Consider the following 16,485-nt stretch of genomic DNA (forward strand, 5'->3'; position numbering starts at 1 on the left):
ACATTCCTACCGCGCTCATAGTGCCGCATGGCTGATAAACCGCTCACATTTGCGTTTATCAGCGGCAAGATACAGAAATTTATCTTGTAAAATTATAGTGCGTCAGTGCTGCAAAGAGATCACGACTTTTTTGTTTTGGCGCTTTTCACGAATATCCAGAACCGTCTCATAAGGCTGGCCGATACGGCTGGCAGCACAGACTGCCGGAAGATCAATCCCTTTTGCTTTTAGCTGGCTTAGCGCTGCATCCGGCAAAATACGTGCAGCTATCCGCACCAGCGGAAGCGGAACATTCGTCTTCTTCCCGAGCTGACCTTCGGTATATTTTTCAATAATCAGCTTTGCCATTACAAACCCTCTCATTTTCGCCTGCCATATCCGGCAGGTAATCAAGCAAGTGCAATTTATATACAGGGATCGGGAGCGGCAAACTGATACTTGGTTTCAGGCAGAACTCAGGCAGAACAGAGACAGTGCTTTGACAATATGCTGACAAATATCTAAACAATGCGCATCATGAGTACAGTCGAATCCGCAACCCGCTCAGCCGTAAATTTCATCATCTGAAGAAAATTTACGGCGTAACATTCAGAAGCCACGCTCTGCCGGTCGCTTAAGCACCGCTGCATGATTGCTTTTGTATGCACGCCTCACAGCGTGGATTCGACATATGTCTTTCTATAAAAACAAGTCTTTGCAACCCGCAGAGGGCATTCTGCCGGTGCAATGGAATTTTAGTCTTGCAGCGGCACTGGTTCTCATGGCGCCGTTTGATCTTCTGGCATCTATGGGAATGGATATTTATCTGCCCGTTATTCCGCATATGTCGGAAGCGCTGCAGACCAGCCCTGAAATGGTGCAGCTGACACTCAGCCTCTATCTGGGCGTACTGGGTACAGGTCAGCTTATCTTCGGCCCGCTCTCGGATAAAATCGGTCGGAAACCGGTTTTGCTGGGTGGAGCGCTGCTCTTTACCTGTGCCTCTGCCGGACTGGCAATCACCGGTTTTGCGCCGCTCTTTCTGGCATTGCGTCTGCTGCAATCCGCAGGGGCTGCGGCAATGCTGGTGGCAACTTTTGCTACGGTGCGCGATGTTTATGCGCAACGTGCGGAAAGTGCGGTCATCTACAGTCTGTTCAGCTCCATGCTGGCCTTTGTGCCTGCACTTGCACCGCTGATCGGCGCTTTGCTGGATATTCAGTTTGGCTGGCGCAGTATTTTCTGGGTGCTGGCAGCGCTTGGTGCTTTTGCAGGTTTGCATGCCGCATGGCGTTGGCCGGAAACCCGCGTGCCAAGCCTGACAAAACCGCAGGGAAAGCTGCGTTCCATTCTCGGAAGCAAGCCGTTCTGGACCTATACAACCGGCTTTAGTGCCGCGATGGGTTCGTTCTTTGTTTTCTTCTCCACTGCGCCGCTCTTGCTGGTCAACGGGCTTGGTCTATCTTCGGTCACGTTCAGCCTGTGTTTTGCCAGTATCGCCATTGTTATGGTGGTTTTCGCCCGTTTTGCCGGTTTTTATACGCAATGGTGGGGACTGCGCGGCACATTAAGACGCGGTATGCTTCTGATTATGTGCGGTGGCGGGCTGATGTTGCTCTTCGGCGGAGTTATGCAATTGTCTGTGCCAGCCTTCATTGTCGCCATGTGGGTGGTCGCGGCGGGCATTGCCCTCACCTGCTCGGTAACAGCGAACGGAGCGCTGAAGAGCTTCGGTGACTATGCAGGCACGGCTACGGCCATTTATTACTGCATTGAAAGCCTGATCGTCAGCATTGCCGGAACGCTCGTGGTCGTGCTGCTTGGCGGCAATACAATTCTGCCTCTGGTTGTTTTCACCATCACATCAGCACTCCTTACTCTGGTGCTGACAAAAACCATCAGCGCATAAAAGTCAGGATATGGCACCGGCACCATTTGTTGACCGGTGCCATATTGCGGCAGGCTGTAATCCGGCGTAGATCAGCGAAAACGGATTAAAAACTGACTGGTATCTGACATGCTCCGCCTGTTTAAAATTTCACTTCTTGCTTTTTGTCTGTCGGCACCGGCGGCAGCATTGGCAGAAGGCGACATCAAGAACGGCGAGAAAATTTACCAGAAATGCCGCTTCTGCCATATTCTCAATCAGCCGGCTAATCGCATGGGGCCGCATCTGATGCAGTTACAGGGGCGCAAAGCAGGCACGATTGAAGGTTTTCAATATTCTGCCGCTATGAAACAGGCCGGTGAAGACGGTCTGATCTGGAATGATGCGACGCTCAAAGAATTCCTGACAGCGCCTAAAACCATGATCCCCGGCACAACAATGCGTTTCTGGGGGCTGTGGGAGGGGCAGATTGACGATTTGCTGGCCTATATTAATGCGCAAGCGGAAGCTGCGTCCAAGCCATAGTTGACGGAACTGTTTCTTTTGTCCTGAATAGCGGAAATATGCGCTGTTCCTCTGTACCGGAAAGTCATTTCATGGAATGACTGTTGCACCAGCATCAGGACGGATATTTCATGTACACGCTCTATATTGCGAATAAAAACTATTCCTCATGGTCACTCCGGCCATGGCTTCTGATGAAGCAGCTGGACATTCCGTTTGAAGAAATTCAGATCCCTTTTGGCAGCGCAGACTGGGATAAAAACCCGTCTCCGACAGGGCAGGTTCCCTGCCTCTCGGAAAAGCAGGCTGACGGCAGCTTTATCTCAGTCTGGGATTCGCTCGGGATCACCGAATATCTGGCGGATAATCATCCGCAAATCTGGCCGCAGGATAAGAAAGCCAGAGCCTGGGCACGTTGTGCGACAGCAGAAATGCATTCCGGTTTTCACTCTCTGCGCTCAATATGCACCAATAATATCGGATTGCGGATTGATGTCAGTGCGCAGACAACACCTGCCCTGCAGAAAGATATCGGCCGCATTGACCAGCTCTGGAATGAAGGGCTGGATGCGTTTGGCGGGCCATTTCTGGCGGGTGCTGAATTCAGTGCTGTTGATGCATTCTTTGCGCCGGTTGCCTTCCGCTTCCAGACCTATGGTATCAGGCTCAGCGATAAAGCCGCAGCCTATGCTGCCCATTTGCGTAATCTGCCAGTGATGCAGGACTGGTATACTGCTAGTCTCGCTGAGGTCTGGCGCGATGAGGCGCATGAGGTTGAAGCGCGCAATGCAGGGCCATGGCTGCAGGATCTCAGAGCAGCCGGATAACGAAGATCATTCCATACAGCGGTCACGCATGATCGCTGTATGGAGATGGTTTCAATTGATCTTAATCCGTATCAATCGAGGTGTTGAAGCTCTCAAAACGCCAGACTACCTGAGCAACGGATTCATCATAGGGATTATAATCCGCCCTTGCCCGCAGAAAGCGTTTTTGGGACAGCGCCACATTCGAGATCAGCGGAACATGGAACTGCTGCCAGCCGGCCTCGCTGCGATGCGCGATAACCCAGCCATTCAGAACCATATTTCCCTGTGCGGAATAGCCGAGCAAATATGGCTCGATGATCCAACGAAATGATTTATAAATAAAACGAACTTGTCTTCTCTGCCGGATTGCGTCGCAGAGTATTGGAAATGCCAGCATGCGGTACCCCTCCCGCGTTTGGGCGTGCAATGACAGAAGTCGGGGACAATTTCAATAAAAACCACACGAATATAGACTATAGTCGCAAATAAAATCGAATATCAATATAAGTAATATAATTAATGCCTAATATTGAATGTTTAATATATGAAATATATTCAGCAACATAGGCGGATATCATGATTCATTATTGCAATTGATGCAAAGGCCTATAGATTGAAGCTGTTGTTATTAAACAGAAATGGAAAATCAGGAGTATGAGATGATTTTCAAGGCAACCACGCTCATTGTTTCTCTTCTGTTTATCGGGCTGCCGCTGTCGGTTGTCATCGCAGCCTTTGCTGAAAAAAAATATCTTGAGGCAAAATCCGGCTCTCAATATGCGGAAATCAAAGCTTTCGGTGTCTGGGTTATTTCCCTGATCGTGATTTTCAGCATTATTCTGTTCTTCACCAATATGGTTGCGGCCTATATCTGATTGCATAGGGTATTTCAGATACAGTCACTCCGCTTAAAAGGAGTGACTGTTTGTTGCATATTGCTCACCAGCAATTGCGGGCTCTGTAGCGGGAATAGAGGGCAAATACTGCCAAGCCGCCAATAACTGAGGCATGTTCCAGAGCGACAGTCATGTCGCGGAAAGCCTCTTCTCCTTCCTTCGCCCAGAACGGGTGCGCAACTGGTATCGTCAGCACCGTAAAGACCGCCAGTGCGCCGGTTGCCAGCCAGACACCTTTGTTACAGATAATCATCAGCGAGGCACCGATTTGCAGGATCAGTGTCACGAGATTATAAGCCCAGCCCGGTTGCAGACCGAAATCATCCATAATCCCTGCATTGGCAGTGAAATCGAATAATTTTGCCAGACCGCTTGTCCAGAAAACCAGTGTGAGCAGAATTCTCGCCAGAATATCAAACCAATAGGAATCCAGTATTTTTGCGATGATGTCCGGCATGGCTTATCCTTTGCCTCCGGTGAGGCGCACGACTTTCATCGCCACAAATATAGCCAGAACCGGAGCCGCTGCGAAAATACCCGCCAGCCATAGCGAGGCATTGGACGCACCGGCAACATCACCCGCATCCGATATACCGGCAAAATTGGCAATCATACCGGCGCAGGCTGTTCCGAATGCAATGGCGAATAATTGCACTGTGGTCATGCCTCCTGAAGCAAGATCCTGTTCGGTTGCCGGTGCACTCTGATAAACCCGCGTGACCAGACCTGGCCATGCCAGACCAATGCCAAAGCCGATCAGAACCAGCCCGATGCAGAGAGGCAGCAAATATCTCCAGTCTCCGCCACCATGAACCGACATGAAAATGGCAAGCAGGATCAGCCCCGCCAGTACCATGACGGGACCTGAGAAAATCAGAAAACCGCCGCTCTTCTGCCAACGTGAGCTGAGGAAAGAAGCCGCTGTCCAGCCAATCGCCATCAGTGCTGCAAGATAGCCTGCCCAGAGCGGAGTCTGACCATGCAGTTTCTGCAACAGATAAGGCACATAAATTTCCGGCTGCATGCTCATCATCAGCAGAGCAATCATCAGATAGAGCGCCCCCAGCGGTGTGGAAATATTGAAAGCATTGCGCGGCAACAGGCGGGATCTGGCATTCATATCCACGAGAGCTATGGCGACAACCATAGTCAGCGCTCCGGCCAGACCGATCATATTCCATGACAATTCTTTTGACAGGCTGCCGGCTGAAACCGCCAGCACTGCACCGGTCAGCAGAATAAGCTGTAAAACCGGTATGGAGGATTGCTCATTCTTATCCCAGCTGCGCTTTGGTAAAGTTGTGAAAGCTAACACGGCAAACAAAGCAGCAAAGGGCAGCAAAGACCAGAAAGCCGCACGCCATGCGCTATATTCAGCAAAAACACCGCCGATTGCGGGGCCAATCAGAGTTGCCACACCAAACATAGCCGAGATCAGGCCAATCGCCCGCCCCCATAGGTGCTCGGGCAGCACGATCCGTGTCAGACCATAGGCAAGTGCATAGAGAAAGCCGCCGCCCAGTCCCTGTACTGCACGTCCGAGTAGCATAACCTGCATATTGATCGCCAGCGAGCAAATCAGCGTGCCGGTGCCAAATAACAATGTGGCGACCAGATAGGCACCGCGCGGCCCTGTGCTTTTCAGTAATTTAGCGGTCAGAGCCGCGCCCAGAATTGAGGCGACCACGAATAATGTTGTTGTCCATGCATAAAAATCGAGCCCGCCGATTTCAACGATCACGGAAGGCATAACCGTTGTGGCGATATACATATTGACGGCATGCAAAGTTACGCCACCGGCAAGGGCAAGCGCATAGATTCCGTTTTTTCCGCTGAATAATTCACCCCAGCCGGCCGGAGCATTATCTCTTTTTACCGTGGCGGCATCAGCACCGGCTGATACTGCGCCCGTCGTATCATTTCTCATGTCGGCTCTCCAAAATGCGTGTGAACGCAAAGGTTCCTTTGCCGCCGCAGACCTCACCGGATTTTCACGGAGAAATTCATGCAGCATCTCAAAAGAATGCCGTGACAACCGGCCAAAAATGACAAGTCGTCGCAAGCACCGACACGCTTATAAAACCTCAACCAAAGTTGAGGTCAAGCCGTATTTGTATTGTTGTGTTAAAGTTTTTTTCTCAGCAGGCGGCGCGGCCCTGCCCCTTGCTCACCAAGCTCATCATCCGGATTGCGCAACGGACAATCCGCCAGAGAAAGGCACCCGCAGCCGATACAAGTGGCAATCTGATCGCGCAGCTGCATCAGGCTGACAATGCGCTCCTCCAGCATATCTTTCCATGCATTGGTAAATTGCCGCCAGTCCCGTGCTGTCGGCACATGGTCATGCGGGAGATCTTCCAGTGCATCACGGATAATCGACAGGGAAATTCCGGCACGCTGGGCAATGCGGATAATAGCAATACGGCGCAGAACCGCACGGTGGTAGCGCCGCTGATTACCGGCGGTGCGCCATCCGGCTATCAGCTCTTTTGCTTCATAAAAATGGATAGTGGAAACAGGAACACCGCTGCGGCGGGCAACATCGCCCACCGTCAGCGTTTCTTTGAGTTTACCCGATGACATAATCAAACCTCAAGAATGGATGAGGTATGGTAAATCAGGCTGCGCAATAAATACAGGCACTCACGAAAATGTCAGGCTGTATAGCGCTGCTCGCCTGCCATCCATGTTTCGCTGACTTTGATTTTGCCAATATCTTTCACGCCGCTAGTCGGGTCCTGTTCCAGAATGGCGAAGTCCGCATATTTTCCGGTTTCAAGGCTGCCAACCTTATCATCCATATGGCAATGCCATGCAGCGTCAATGGTTACAGCACGCAATGCGGCTTCTGCCGGTATGCATTCGTCGGAGAAGAAGACACCGCCGCCCTCATTCATCACACGGGCAACCGCATCCTGCACATAGCGCAGAGGTTCAATCGGCGTTACGCTCCAGTCGGAGTGCAGCGAAATACGCAAACCGGCGGCTAAAGCCGAGGCGCAAGGGTCATAATATTTCGCCCGCTCCGGCCCCAGAATGCGATCACGGAAGGCCTTGCCCCACCATCGCACATGGCCGATGAGGAAAGACGGCGACAGGCCAAGCCGCACCATTTTCTCCATCTGCTCAGGATGCAGAACACTGCAATGCTCAATCCGGTGGCGCAGATCATTCGGTGCCGTCCCTTGCAGCACGGTTTGATAGGCTTCAATCACCGTGTCAATTGCCCCGTCACCATTGGCATGAACGCCGACCTGCCAGCCGCCATCATGCGCACGCTTTATGACTTCGGTGATTTGCTCAAGGCTGTAATTCAGTGCCCCGCGGCTATTGCTGCCCAGATAATTCTCGCGCTGATAGCCGGTTTCGGCCTGATTGGAACCGTCTGCCCAGGCTTTGATACCATCAATACGGAACAGGTCATTGCCATGACCGGGTTTGATGCCGAGTTTGTCCCATTCATCCATCAATGTTGAAATCAGCATCCCGCGATAGCGCACCGGCGGATTATCAGCCATCACGGCATCAAGAAGCGCAATATCATTGACGCCGGACAACATACCAATGCTGCAATCATGCAGGCTTGTGCAGCCCACAGATGCCGCATGATCGAAAAGTCCGCGAATGCGCTTCTGCACTTCCGCTGCCGTTGGCTGCGGCATCTTTTCGATAAATGGTTCCTGCGCCGCGCTCTCTTCAAGCCTGCCGCTGAGTTTGCCATTTGCATCACGCACAAAGCGTGCACCGGAAGGGTCTTTGGTGTCTTCCGTAATGCCAGCCAGTTTCATGGCAGCACTGTTTGCATAGGCAATATGTCCGTTACTCTCCATCATGAAAAACGGATTGTCCAGTGCCAGTGCATCAAGCTCTGCCATTGTCGGCGGGCGGGCATCTTTGGTGATGCTGGGGTCAAAATTCTTCGCCCGAATCCAGTCGCCTGATTTTGCCTTCTCCACGCCAGCTTTCAGCTGAAGCCAGACATCCTTAAAGGTCGGTGTGGCCATCGGGCTGACGTCAATCCAGTCATCCAGCACCACAAAGGTCGAATGCATATGCGAATCAATCAGACCCGGCATTAACGTGCGGCCGCCAAGATCAACAATGCGCGTCTTAGAGCCGCTTAAAGCCTGCATATCCTCAGCCGTTCCGACGCCGAGAATAGTATCGCCGCGAATGGCAATAGCTTCAGCGCGGGCATTCTCCTTATTCATGGTGAGGATAGTGCCGCCCTTAAAGATCACATCAGCGGATCCGTCAGCAGAAGCTGCGGCCAGCGCTGTTCTGCTTTCCATAACTGAGGCGGCGAAAACAGAAGTGGCCGCCACTCCCATATATTTCAAAAAATTACGCCGTGATGCGGCGTTTCTCAGAATGGCTGTAACTCCGGGATTGCAGGCTAAACACATCGGATATTTCCCCTGTAATGATTATTTGATGCCGGATTATTCCTGAACGCACATATATGTAAGATCAAATAAAACTGAAAATAATAATAATTTTAAAATCACAATAAATACAAATGAAATTTATATAAAACAGCTTTGAATATACACAAAATCAAGTTCGTTTAAACAATTTTATTGAAGAAGCAGGCAGTTTCTTGACCGCCTGCTCAACAAATATTCATTGAATGTAGATTATCCGCCAAAGCCACGCAGAAAATGCGTGAGATTTCCGCCCAGCTGATCGCAGATATAACCACCTTCCTGCACAATCACTGTCGGCAGGTTCAGACTTGCGCATTTCTGGGCAATGCTGGTGAAACCCTGCTCATTGACGGTAAAACCGCCAAACGGATCATGCTCGGAAGCATCAAGCCCAAGCGCCAGAACCAAAGCACCCGGCCGATAGGCGCGGATGCGATCCAATGCCAGATCCAGCGCATCCAAAAATTCCTGATTGCCGGATCCGCGTGCCAAAGGCAGGTTGTAATTATAGCCAAGGCCCGCGCCCTCACCGCGCTCTGAGGCATGTCCCCAGAAAAACGGATAGAAAACCACCGGATCAACATGGATGGAAACTGTCATCACATCGGCGCGGTGATAGAAAATGCCTTGCGTGCCATTGCCGTGATGCAGGTCCACATCAAGAACAACCACGCGGTCATGGCTCTCGCGCAATACCTGTGCAGCAATCGCGGAATTGTTCAGAAAGCAGAAGCCGCCGGCCATGTCGGCATAGGCGTGGTGACCGGGCGGACGGCACAACGCATAGGCTGCAGGCTCACCATTCTGCACCAGTTTGGCAGCTTCAATTGCCGTCTGCGCACTCCAATAGGCAGAATTCCACGTATCCGCAGCAATCGGACAGGCCGTATCGGCCATATGATAGCCCGCACGACCGACCGGTGATGTCGGATAGGAAAAATCGCGGCGGTTCGGATGGATATTCGGAATGACCTCATCGGACGCACCGCTGATTGTCTGCCATTGCCCGTAAATGACCTGCAGGAATTCCAGATATTCAGGGCTGTGCACGGCGCTGACCGGTGCCAGACCGTGATCCTGCGCTGCAATCATTGCAAGCCCGGCATCATTAGCGCCGGTTAAAAGCCGCTGTATGCGCTCAGGCACTTCCGGATTGGGTTTGCGGGCACCGGCAGATAAAAACATGGCCGGATTATGCGCGCGCTGAGGCTCAGCAAATGTAAATTTCATAAATCAGTTTCCTCCTCATGCTGCAATTATTGCTCCATATTTACGATATGGCCTCCTGAAATAACTGCACGACAGGAAACTACGGAGAGGATTGCCCGATTGCAAATAAAAACAACAGGCTGAGCTAAATCAGTGATTTGCGGGGACTTCAAAAACCATACCGTCATAGGCTGGCTCGACATTCTCAGGTACAAGAGCGCGCACTTCATCATAATCCAGCGGCACATGCATATGGGTGAGAATAGCACGGCGCGGTTTCAGGCGTGAAACCCATTCCAACGCTTCATCCAGACTGAAATGGCTCGGGTGCGGCCTGTACTGCAGAGCATCAATCAGCAAAACATCCAGATTTTTCAGAGAAGCGGCTGTTTCCGGCGGAAATTCGTTCACATCCGAGCAATAGGCCACATTTTCAATACGAAAGCCGAGACTGGTAATATCACCATGCACCATCGGCATAGGTTTAAAGCGGATCGAACCGCCTGCCCCGTTAATGGTAAAACTCTCGGTATTACCGATTTCATGGGCTTTAAGAATTGGCGGATAGCTTGAACCGAAGGGCGTAGCGAAACAATAGCCGAAAGCCTCATAAAGCCGGTTGAGCGTCAAACGGTTTGCATAGATCGGCATCAGGCTCTTGCTGTCGAGCACAAAACTGCGCAAATCATCAATACCGTGAATATGGTCGGCATGAGGATGCGTATAGATCGCCGCATCGATATGACGGTCTGTTTTGCCTGCCAGCCCGTCAATGATTTGTGCGCGAAAATCCGGCCCCGTATCGATCACCACACGCGTTGTGCCATGGGGGCTGACACGTTCCACCAGCAGCGATGCACGGCGGCGGCGGTTTTTCGGATTGTCTGGATTGCATTTGCCCCAATCGCCATTCGGACGCGGCACACCCGGAGATGAACCGCAACCAAGAACCGTAAAGCGATAGAAGTCAGACATGTGCCAGTTCCGCTTTTATACGCCTTTTAATAATTAAATATCAAAAGGTTGAAATGATTATCTGATAGTTTGAACGAACATAATCAACGAGATATTTTGGTAAACAGACGCAGCACATTCTCACCGGTCATCCGGCGGATATCCGCATCGCTCACACCAATGACATCAGCCAGAACTGCAGCTGTATGCGCAACATAGGACGGCTCATTGCGTTTGCCACGATGTGGCATCGGTGCCAGATAAGGTGCATCAGTCTCTACCAGCAGACGATCATGCGGCACGATTTTTGCCGCTTCACGGATTTCGGCAGAGTTCTTGAAAGTGATGATACCGGAGAAAGACACATAGCCGCCAAGCTCAACGCCGGTGCGTGCCAGTTCAATGCCGGACGAGAAGCAATGGAGAATAAACGGGAACGCGCCTTTGGCGGTCTCTTCACGCAGCAATGCAGCCATATCCTCATCCGCACTGCGCGCATGGATCACAAGCGGCAATTGCGTGCGGCGCGACGCTTCAATATGTGTCAGCAGGCCTTGGCGCTGCGCTTCCGGTGTTGAATAATCATAGTGATAATCTAAGCCTGCCTCACCGATTGCCACAACTTTCGGATGCTGCGCAAGACGTACCAGCTCATCAGCGGTTACATCCAGTTCTTCATGGGCATTATTCGGATGGGTGCCGACCGAGCAATAAAGCGGATCATAGCTCTCCGCGAGCGCTAAAATCTGATCAAACTTCTTAACGCGGGTGCAGATGGTGATCATCTTTTCGACACCGGCATCGAGAGCACGCTGAATAATCGCGTCACGCTCTTCTGCAAAATCAGCGAAATCGAGATGGCAATGGCTGTCTACAAGCATAATAAAAGTCCTGCCCGAGGCTTAGCACTCGGGAAAATGATACGGGCGATAATTCGCCCGTATCTGATATAAGATATTACTCTTCAGTTTCCACATAACGCGGGAAGATCGGCTCCGGTGCAGGCAGTTCAGCACCGCTGATCAGCACATCGCCGAGATCAGCGAAACTGCGCTTGTCTTCTGCAACACCCAGAATATTCAGCAGTTTGGCTGAAGATGTCGGGATATAGGCCTGAGTCATAATTGCAACGCGGCGCAGCACTTCTGCGGTCGTATACAATACTGTGCCCATACGTACCGGATCGGTCTTGCGCAGTGCCCAAGGTTCCTGAGCTGCAAAGTAACGATTGGCTTCGGATACAACATTGAAGATTGCCGCCAGCGCCTGATGAATGGCCTGAACCTTCATCGCATTACGGGCAAGTTCAATTGCTTCTTCAGCCAGTTTCAGAATAGCCGTATCTTCCTCATGGAAGTTAGCTTTTTCCGGCACTTTACCTTCGCAGTTTTTGGCGATCATCGACAGCGAGCGCTGCGCCAGATTGCCCAGATCATTGGCCAGATCGGCATTGGTACGGTTGACAATCGCTTCGTGATTGTAGCTGCCGTCCTGACCGAAAGGCACTTCACGCAGGAAGAAGTAGCGCACCTGATCCAGACCATAACGATCGATAAATGCAAACGGATCGATCACATTACCGACCGACTTCGACATTTTCTCGCCGCGGTTGAACAGGAAGCCGTGCGCGAAAACACGTTCCGGCAGAGGCAGACCGGCCGACATCAGGAATGCTGGCCAGTAAACTGCATGGAAGCGCACAATGTCCTTACCGAGAATATGCGCAGTTGCAGGCCAGAACTGTGCCTTCTCCGCATCCATATCCGGATAGCCGATAGCGGTGAGATAGTTGGTCAGTGCATCGACCCAGACATACATCACATGCTTGTCATTGCCCGGAACCGGCACACCCCAGTCAAAGGTGGTACGGGAAACGGACAGATCACGCAGGCCGGATTTGATGAAGCTCAGCACTTCATTGCGGCGCTCAGACGGGCCGACAAATTCCGGATGCTTTTCGAAATAATCGATCAGCGGCTGCTGGTATTTGGACAGGCGGAAGAAATAGCTTTCTTCTTCATGCCATTCCACCGGTGAACCGATAGGCTCACGGCGAACGCCATCTTCACCGACAGTTGTTTCGCTCTCGTCGAAATAAGCTTCCTGACGAACCGAATACCAGCCGGCATAGCTGTCGAGATAGATATCGCCATTCGCGACCATGCGCTCCCAGATATCCTGACAGGCTTTGTAATGACGTTCTTCCGTGGTGCGGATGAACTGGTCATGGCTCGAACCGATTTTCGCCAGCATTTCGCGGAACACGGCGGAGTTTTTGTCAGCCAGTTCAAGCGGCGTAATGCCTTCCTTCTCGGCGGTCTGCTGCATTTTCAGACCATGTTCGTCTGTACCGGTCAGAAACAGCACATCTTTGCCATCCAGACGCTGGAAGCGCGCCATGGCATCGGTGGCAATCGATGTATAGGCATGACCGATATGTGGTGTGCCGTTCGGATAGAAGATCGGGGTAGTGATGTAAAATTTTTCGCGGCTCATGTCGGATCCGTCTTGTCGAGATATTTTATCTCATGAAGTCAATATGATGATAACTGATAAAACCGGCATATCGCATGTCAGACCGTAAGTCAGCACTAAATGCATCGAATTCAGAAACTCATGCTTGTTTATGCGGTTTCTTGATCCTGTGAATGGCATATTTCTGCCCTTTCACAGTGACCGGTTTGCTCGGCGGCATCAGCCGGTCTCAAACCCCGAATCTCAAATTCTGGCCGGCATGCCGCTACGCATAGCGCGATGCATCTTTTCCATCATAATCAGTGCCGCCTGTTTGCGGTCAAGATTATAGCTTTCCGTTTCCATAGCCTCGCGGCGCAGATCATCCCAGAATTGTGACCATTGGCTGGCCTGCACCGCCTGCCCTTGTTCAGCAAGACCAAGTGCCTGCGCGGCAGCTTTATCCAGCAAATATTCAAGGAAGAGCTGGTTCTGAACATCGGCTTCGCGGCCACCAAGTACAGAGGCAAGCGCCTGCGCTTTTGGCAGATCAAAATGATTGCCGCTCAGTACAGCATCGACTGTATCAGTGATTTCTAAACCGCCATGGGCAACCAGCAACAAAGCTTTGCGCACAGAACCTTCCGCCCGCGCACTGAGTGCAGCGAAATAAGCCTGATCCTGTACATCAATGCCGACATCTCTGCCTGCAACTTCCAGCGCGCGCTTCAGCTCATTATCATTCAGCGGTTTGAAAGCCAGTGACTGGCAACGGGAGCGGATCGTCGGCAGCAAGCGGCCGGACGAATGGGAAATCAGAATAAACAGCGCCCGCGCCGGTGGTTCTTCCAGCGTTTTCAGCAGCGCATTGGCGGCATTGCGGTTCATATCATCCGCAGGGTCGATAATAACGATGCGCCATGCACCGTCACCGGACGTGCGGCTCAGAAAATGCGTGATACGGCGGATTTCCTCAACGGTAATCGCCGTGCGGTATTTGCCGGTTTTCGCATCAAACGGTCGCGTAATATGTAACAGCGCCGGATGCATTCCCTGCGACATCTGGCGGTAAGGTGCTGCATCCTGATCCGGCGTGCTCAGTTGCTGTGGAGCTGATGCACTGTCGGGATATTTCAGCATATGTCCGGCAAGATGAAAGCCGGTTGTCGCTTTACCTATGCCCTGCAAGCCTTCAAACAGCAGCGCATGATGCATGCGCCCTTCCTGATAGGCCTGCGCAAGAAATGTGCGCACTTCCTCATGCGCAGTCAGAAAACTGGTCGCATTGGGTGCAGGAACACCGTCAATTGCATCATAGGTACTGTTGGGTGCCTGTTCAGCCATGGGCAGACACCTCTTGCGGGCTCAGAACAGCATCGGTGAGTGCAGCTATTTCAGCGCTGATCTCATGCACCGAGCGGTCCGCATCAATTACCTTGCATCGTTGCGGCTCTTCGGCGGCAATTGCCAGAAATGCCTGACGACGCGCTTCGTGGGTGGCAATGGTTTCTTTTTCAAAACGATCTGCCACTTCATTGCCTCGGCGCAAGCCTGCTCTGGCTAAGCCCTTATCCGCCGGAATATCGAGAATGAAAGTCAGATCAGGCATAGTGCCATCAATGGCAATACGCTCAACCGAGCGCATGAATTGCGGATCAAGATTGCCGCTGATGCCCTGATAAACACGGCTTGAATCAATAAATCGGTCGCAGAGCACAATCTGTCCGGCTTCAATCGCAGGGCGGATTTTCTGGTCAATATGATCGCTGCGTGCAGCTGCGAATAGCAGCGCTTCCATGGCAGGGCCGTAGGTTTCTGCCGCGCCGCTCAGGATGACATGGCGCACAGCCTCTGCACCCGCAGAGCCACCCGGTTCACGCGTGACTACAACCTCATAGCCTTGAGCGCGCAGATGATCAGCCAAAGCAAGAATCTGCGTGGATTTCCCCGCGCCTTCTCCGCCTTCAAATGTGATCAGCAATCCTGACAAAGCTCTGATTTTCCTACGCTGTACGCCGTTAATAATTATAAGTTTAATGAGGGATAGGCATGGCTTTGTCAAATAAAACTGACAAAGGAAACAAGCACTCTTATTTCAGCAAACGACGTATCCAGCCTGTCGCCAGCTCATAGAGCGCATCCATCGACTTGTTGCGCAAAGTTCCCTCACGCACATCCTGCACTGCAAAGACCGGGCGTTCGAGCAATATTTCCTTATCCCGCAGCACTTGAATCCTGCCGATTTCCTGTCCTTTGGAGACCGGTGCCGATACCGGCCCCTGATAAATCACTTGCGAGCGCAGTTTGCCTTTATCCTGAACAGGCACAAGCACGGAAACCGCATCATGAACCACAAGCCCGACTGATCCTTGCGTTCCGCCATAGAGCGAGCCTTGAGCCACTTCTGTACCCGCAGTAAAAACCGGCAGTTTAACGAAATCATTCATTGCCCAGCGGATCAGCTTTTCAGCATCTTCGGTTCTGTCCTGAATGGTTTTGGCTCCGTTCAGCCCGATAAATATGCGCCGTCCGCCGGTTTCAGCGGATGCGACAAAAGAAAAGCCGGAATCCTTGGTGCCGCCCATAGCCAGACCATCAGCACCCAGATTCAACCGCAGCAAAGGATTGCGGTTGCGCTGCATAATATTATTCCACGTAAAGCTCTCTTGCGCATAAAGCGGATAATATTGCGGATAGGTTTTGTGCAGATGCTGCGCGAGTTTCACCATATCGTTCAGCGTTACTTTTTGCACTGTTCCATCCAGCGGCAAACCGGTGGGGTTCGCAAAAACGGAGCTTTTTAACCCCAGTTCCTGCGCCCGTTGGTTCATCAGCACGGTGAAAGCCTGCTCACTGCCGCTCATGCCCTCTGCCAGTACAATTGCGCCGTCATTGGCGGATTGCACTGTAATGCCCTGTATCAGGTCATTCACGGTCAGCTGCGATTTGATTTTGGCAAACATTGTCGCTGTGCCAGATGGTGCGCCACCGGTACGCCACGCATGTTCACTGACTGTAAAACTGGTTTCCGGTTGCAATTTTCCGGTTGTCAGCGCATGAAACGCAACTTCCGCAGTCATCAGCTTTGCCAGAGAGGCCGGCGGAAACGGTGCATCGGCTTTGCGGGCGAATAAGACGCTGCCTGTATCGGAATCGAACAGCAAAACCTGTTCGGACTTCACCGCAAATGGCGGCTCGGCGCCTTGCGCATGAGATAGTATAAACTGGCTCACGATCAGCACAGCAGCAAAACGCAGCTTTCCTGCAGATTTTGTCTTTTCATATGTGCCGGTAAAGCAGGCCACCTTGTTCTCCGGTTGTGATTTCTCTCTGTAACAGACTCAAAAATAGTTCACGATGATTGA

At 51.8% G+C, this 16,485-nt stretch carries 17 protein-coding genes; 4 read left to right on the forward strand and 13 right to left on the reverse strand.

Going from position 1 to position 16,485, the window contains the following annotated elements; all coding sequences use genetic code 11:
- Positions 1–102 precede the first annotated feature (102 nt).
- Complete coding sequence (locus tag BKD14_RS08420; RefSeq protein ID WP_075655180.1) at positions 103–348, reverse strand: hypothetical protein; 246 nt, start codon at positions 346–348, stop codon at positions 103–105.
- Positions 349–670: 322 nt separating this feature from the next.
- Here BKD14_RS08420 and cml point away from each other — a divergent pair, with 322 nt between their 5' ends.
- The 3 genes from cml (at position 671) to BKD14_RS08435 (ending at position 3,198) form a co-directional block, all read left to right on the forward strand.
- Positions 671–1,888 carry a CmlA/FloR family chloramphenicol efflux MFS transporter gene (gene cml, locus BKD14_RS08425; protein ID WP_075655182.1) on the forward strand — a complete coding sequence of 406 codons (1,218 nt, stop codon included), beginning with the start codon at positions 671–673 and terminating at the stop codon, positions 1,886–1,888.
- Between the two features lie 108 nt (positions 1,889–1,996).
- The gene (locus tag BKD14_RS08430) at positions 1,997–2,392 is read left to right on the forward strand and encodes a cytochrome c family protein (RefSeq protein ID WP_075655184.1); all 396 of its coding nucleotides are present in this window, start codon (positions 1,997–1,999) and stop codon (positions 2,390–2,392) included.
- A 110-nt stretch (positions 2,393–2,502) separates the two neighbouring features.
- Positions 2,503–3,198, forward strand: coding sequence for a glutathione S-transferase family protein (locus tag BKD14_RS08435; protein ID WP_075655186.1), 696 nt, complete (start codon positions 2,503–2,505; stop codon positions 3,196–3,198).
- A gap of 61 nt (positions 3,199–3,259) precedes the next feature.
- On the opposite strand, the gene BKD14_RS19090 is transcribed toward BKD14_RS08435, so the two are convergent.
- Entirely contained in the window at positions 3,260–3,577 is a 318-nt protein-coding gene (locus BKD14_RS19090) for a WYL domain-containing protein (RefSeq protein WP_139316367.1), read from the reverse strand.
- Positions 3,578–3,839: 262 nt separating this feature from the next.
- Between BKD14_RS19090 and BKD14_RS08445 the strand changes: the two genes are divergently transcribed.
- Positions 3,840–4,055 carry a hypothetical protein gene (locus BKD14_RS08445; protein ID WP_022712067.1) on the forward strand — a complete coding sequence of 72 codons (216 nt, stop codon included), beginning with the start codon at positions 3,840–3,842 and terminating at the stop codon, positions 4,053–4,055.
- A gap of 64 nt (positions 4,056–4,119) precedes the next feature.
- Here the strand turns inward: BKD14_RS08445 and BKD14_RS08450 are convergent, their stop codons facing one another.
- From BKD14_RS08450 to BKD14_RS08500, 11 genes are all read right to left on the reverse strand, one after another.
- Complete coding sequence (locus BKD14_RS08450; protein ID WP_075655188.1) at positions 4,120–4,533, reverse strand: DoxX family protein; 414 nt, start codon at positions 4,531–4,533, stop codon at positions 4,120–4,122.
- Positions 4,534–4,536: 3 nt separating this feature from the next.
- Positions 4,537–6,003, reverse strand: coding sequence for an MFS transporter (locus BKD14_RS08455; RefSeq protein ID WP_083647006.1), 1,467 nt, complete (start codon positions 6,001–6,003; stop codon positions 4,537–4,539).
- Between the two features lie 197 nt (positions 6,004–6,200).
- On the reverse strand, positions 6,201–6,659 hold the full coding sequence (gene soxR / locus BKD14_RS08460; protein ID WP_022712071.1) for a redox-sensitive transcriptional activator SoxR: 459 nt from the start codon (positions 6,657–6,659) through the stop codon (positions 6,201–6,203).
- A 71-nt stretch (positions 6,660–6,730) separates the two neighbouring features.
- On the reverse strand, positions 6,731–8,482 hold the full coding sequence (locus tag BKD14_RS08465) for an amidohydrolase (protein ID WP_075655190.1): 1,752 nt from the start codon (positions 8,480–8,482) through the stop codon (positions 6,731–6,733).
- A gap of 231 nt (positions 8,483–8,713) precedes the next feature.
- On the reverse strand, positions 8,714–9,733 hold the full coding sequence (locus BKD14_RS08470; RefSeq protein WP_075655192.1) for a histone deacetylase family protein: 1,020 nt from the start codon (positions 9,731–9,733) through the stop codon (positions 8,714–8,716).
- 129 nt (positions 9,734–9,862) lie between these two features.
- Positions 9,863–10,687: an MBL fold metallo-hydrolase gene (locus tag BKD14_RS08475; RefSeq protein WP_075655194.1), complete on the reverse strand. Its 825-nt coding sequence runs from the start codon at positions 10,685–10,687 to the stop codon at positions 9,863–9,865.
- A gap of 83 nt (positions 10,688–10,770) precedes the next feature.
- Complete coding sequence (locus BKD14_RS08480) at positions 10,771–11,547, reverse strand: TatD family hydrolase (RefSeq protein WP_075655196.1); 777 nt, start codon at positions 11,545–11,547, stop codon at positions 10,771–10,773.
- A 76-nt stretch (positions 11,548–11,623) separates the two neighbouring features.
- Complete coding sequence (gene metG / locus BKD14_RS08485) at positions 11,624–13,162, reverse strand: methionine--tRNA ligase (protein ID WP_022712076.1); 1,539 nt, start codon at positions 13,160–13,162, stop codon at positions 11,624–11,626.
- 222 nt (positions 13,163–13,384) lie between these two features.
- A complete protein-coding gene (locus tag BKD14_RS08490) occupies positions 13,385–14,464 on the reverse strand; it encodes a DNA polymerase III subunit delta' (RefSeq protein WP_075655198.1) in 1,080 nt (359 codons plus the stop codon).
- Complete coding sequence (gene tmk / locus BKD14_RS08495; protein ID WP_075655200.1) at positions 14,457–15,110, reverse strand: dTMP kinase; 654 nt, start codon at positions 15,108–15,110, stop codon at positions 14,457–14,459. The genes BKD14_RS08490 and tmk overlap by 8 nt, the downstream gene beginning before the upstream one ends.
- 100 nt (positions 15,111–15,210) lie before the next feature.
- Positions 15,211–16,425: a D-alanyl-D-alanine carboxypeptidase family protein gene (locus BKD14_RS08500; RefSeq protein WP_245293601.1), complete on the reverse strand. Its 1,215-nt coding sequence runs from the start codon at positions 16,423–16,425 to the stop codon at positions 15,211–15,213.
- Positions 16,426–16,485: the final 60 nt, after the last annotated feature.

The organism is Pseudochrobactrum sp. B5 (assembly GCF_001939785.1).
GTDB lineage: Bacteria > Pseudomonadota > Alphaproteobacteria > Rhizobiales > Rhizobiaceae > Pseudochrobactrum > Pseudochrobactrum saccharolyticum.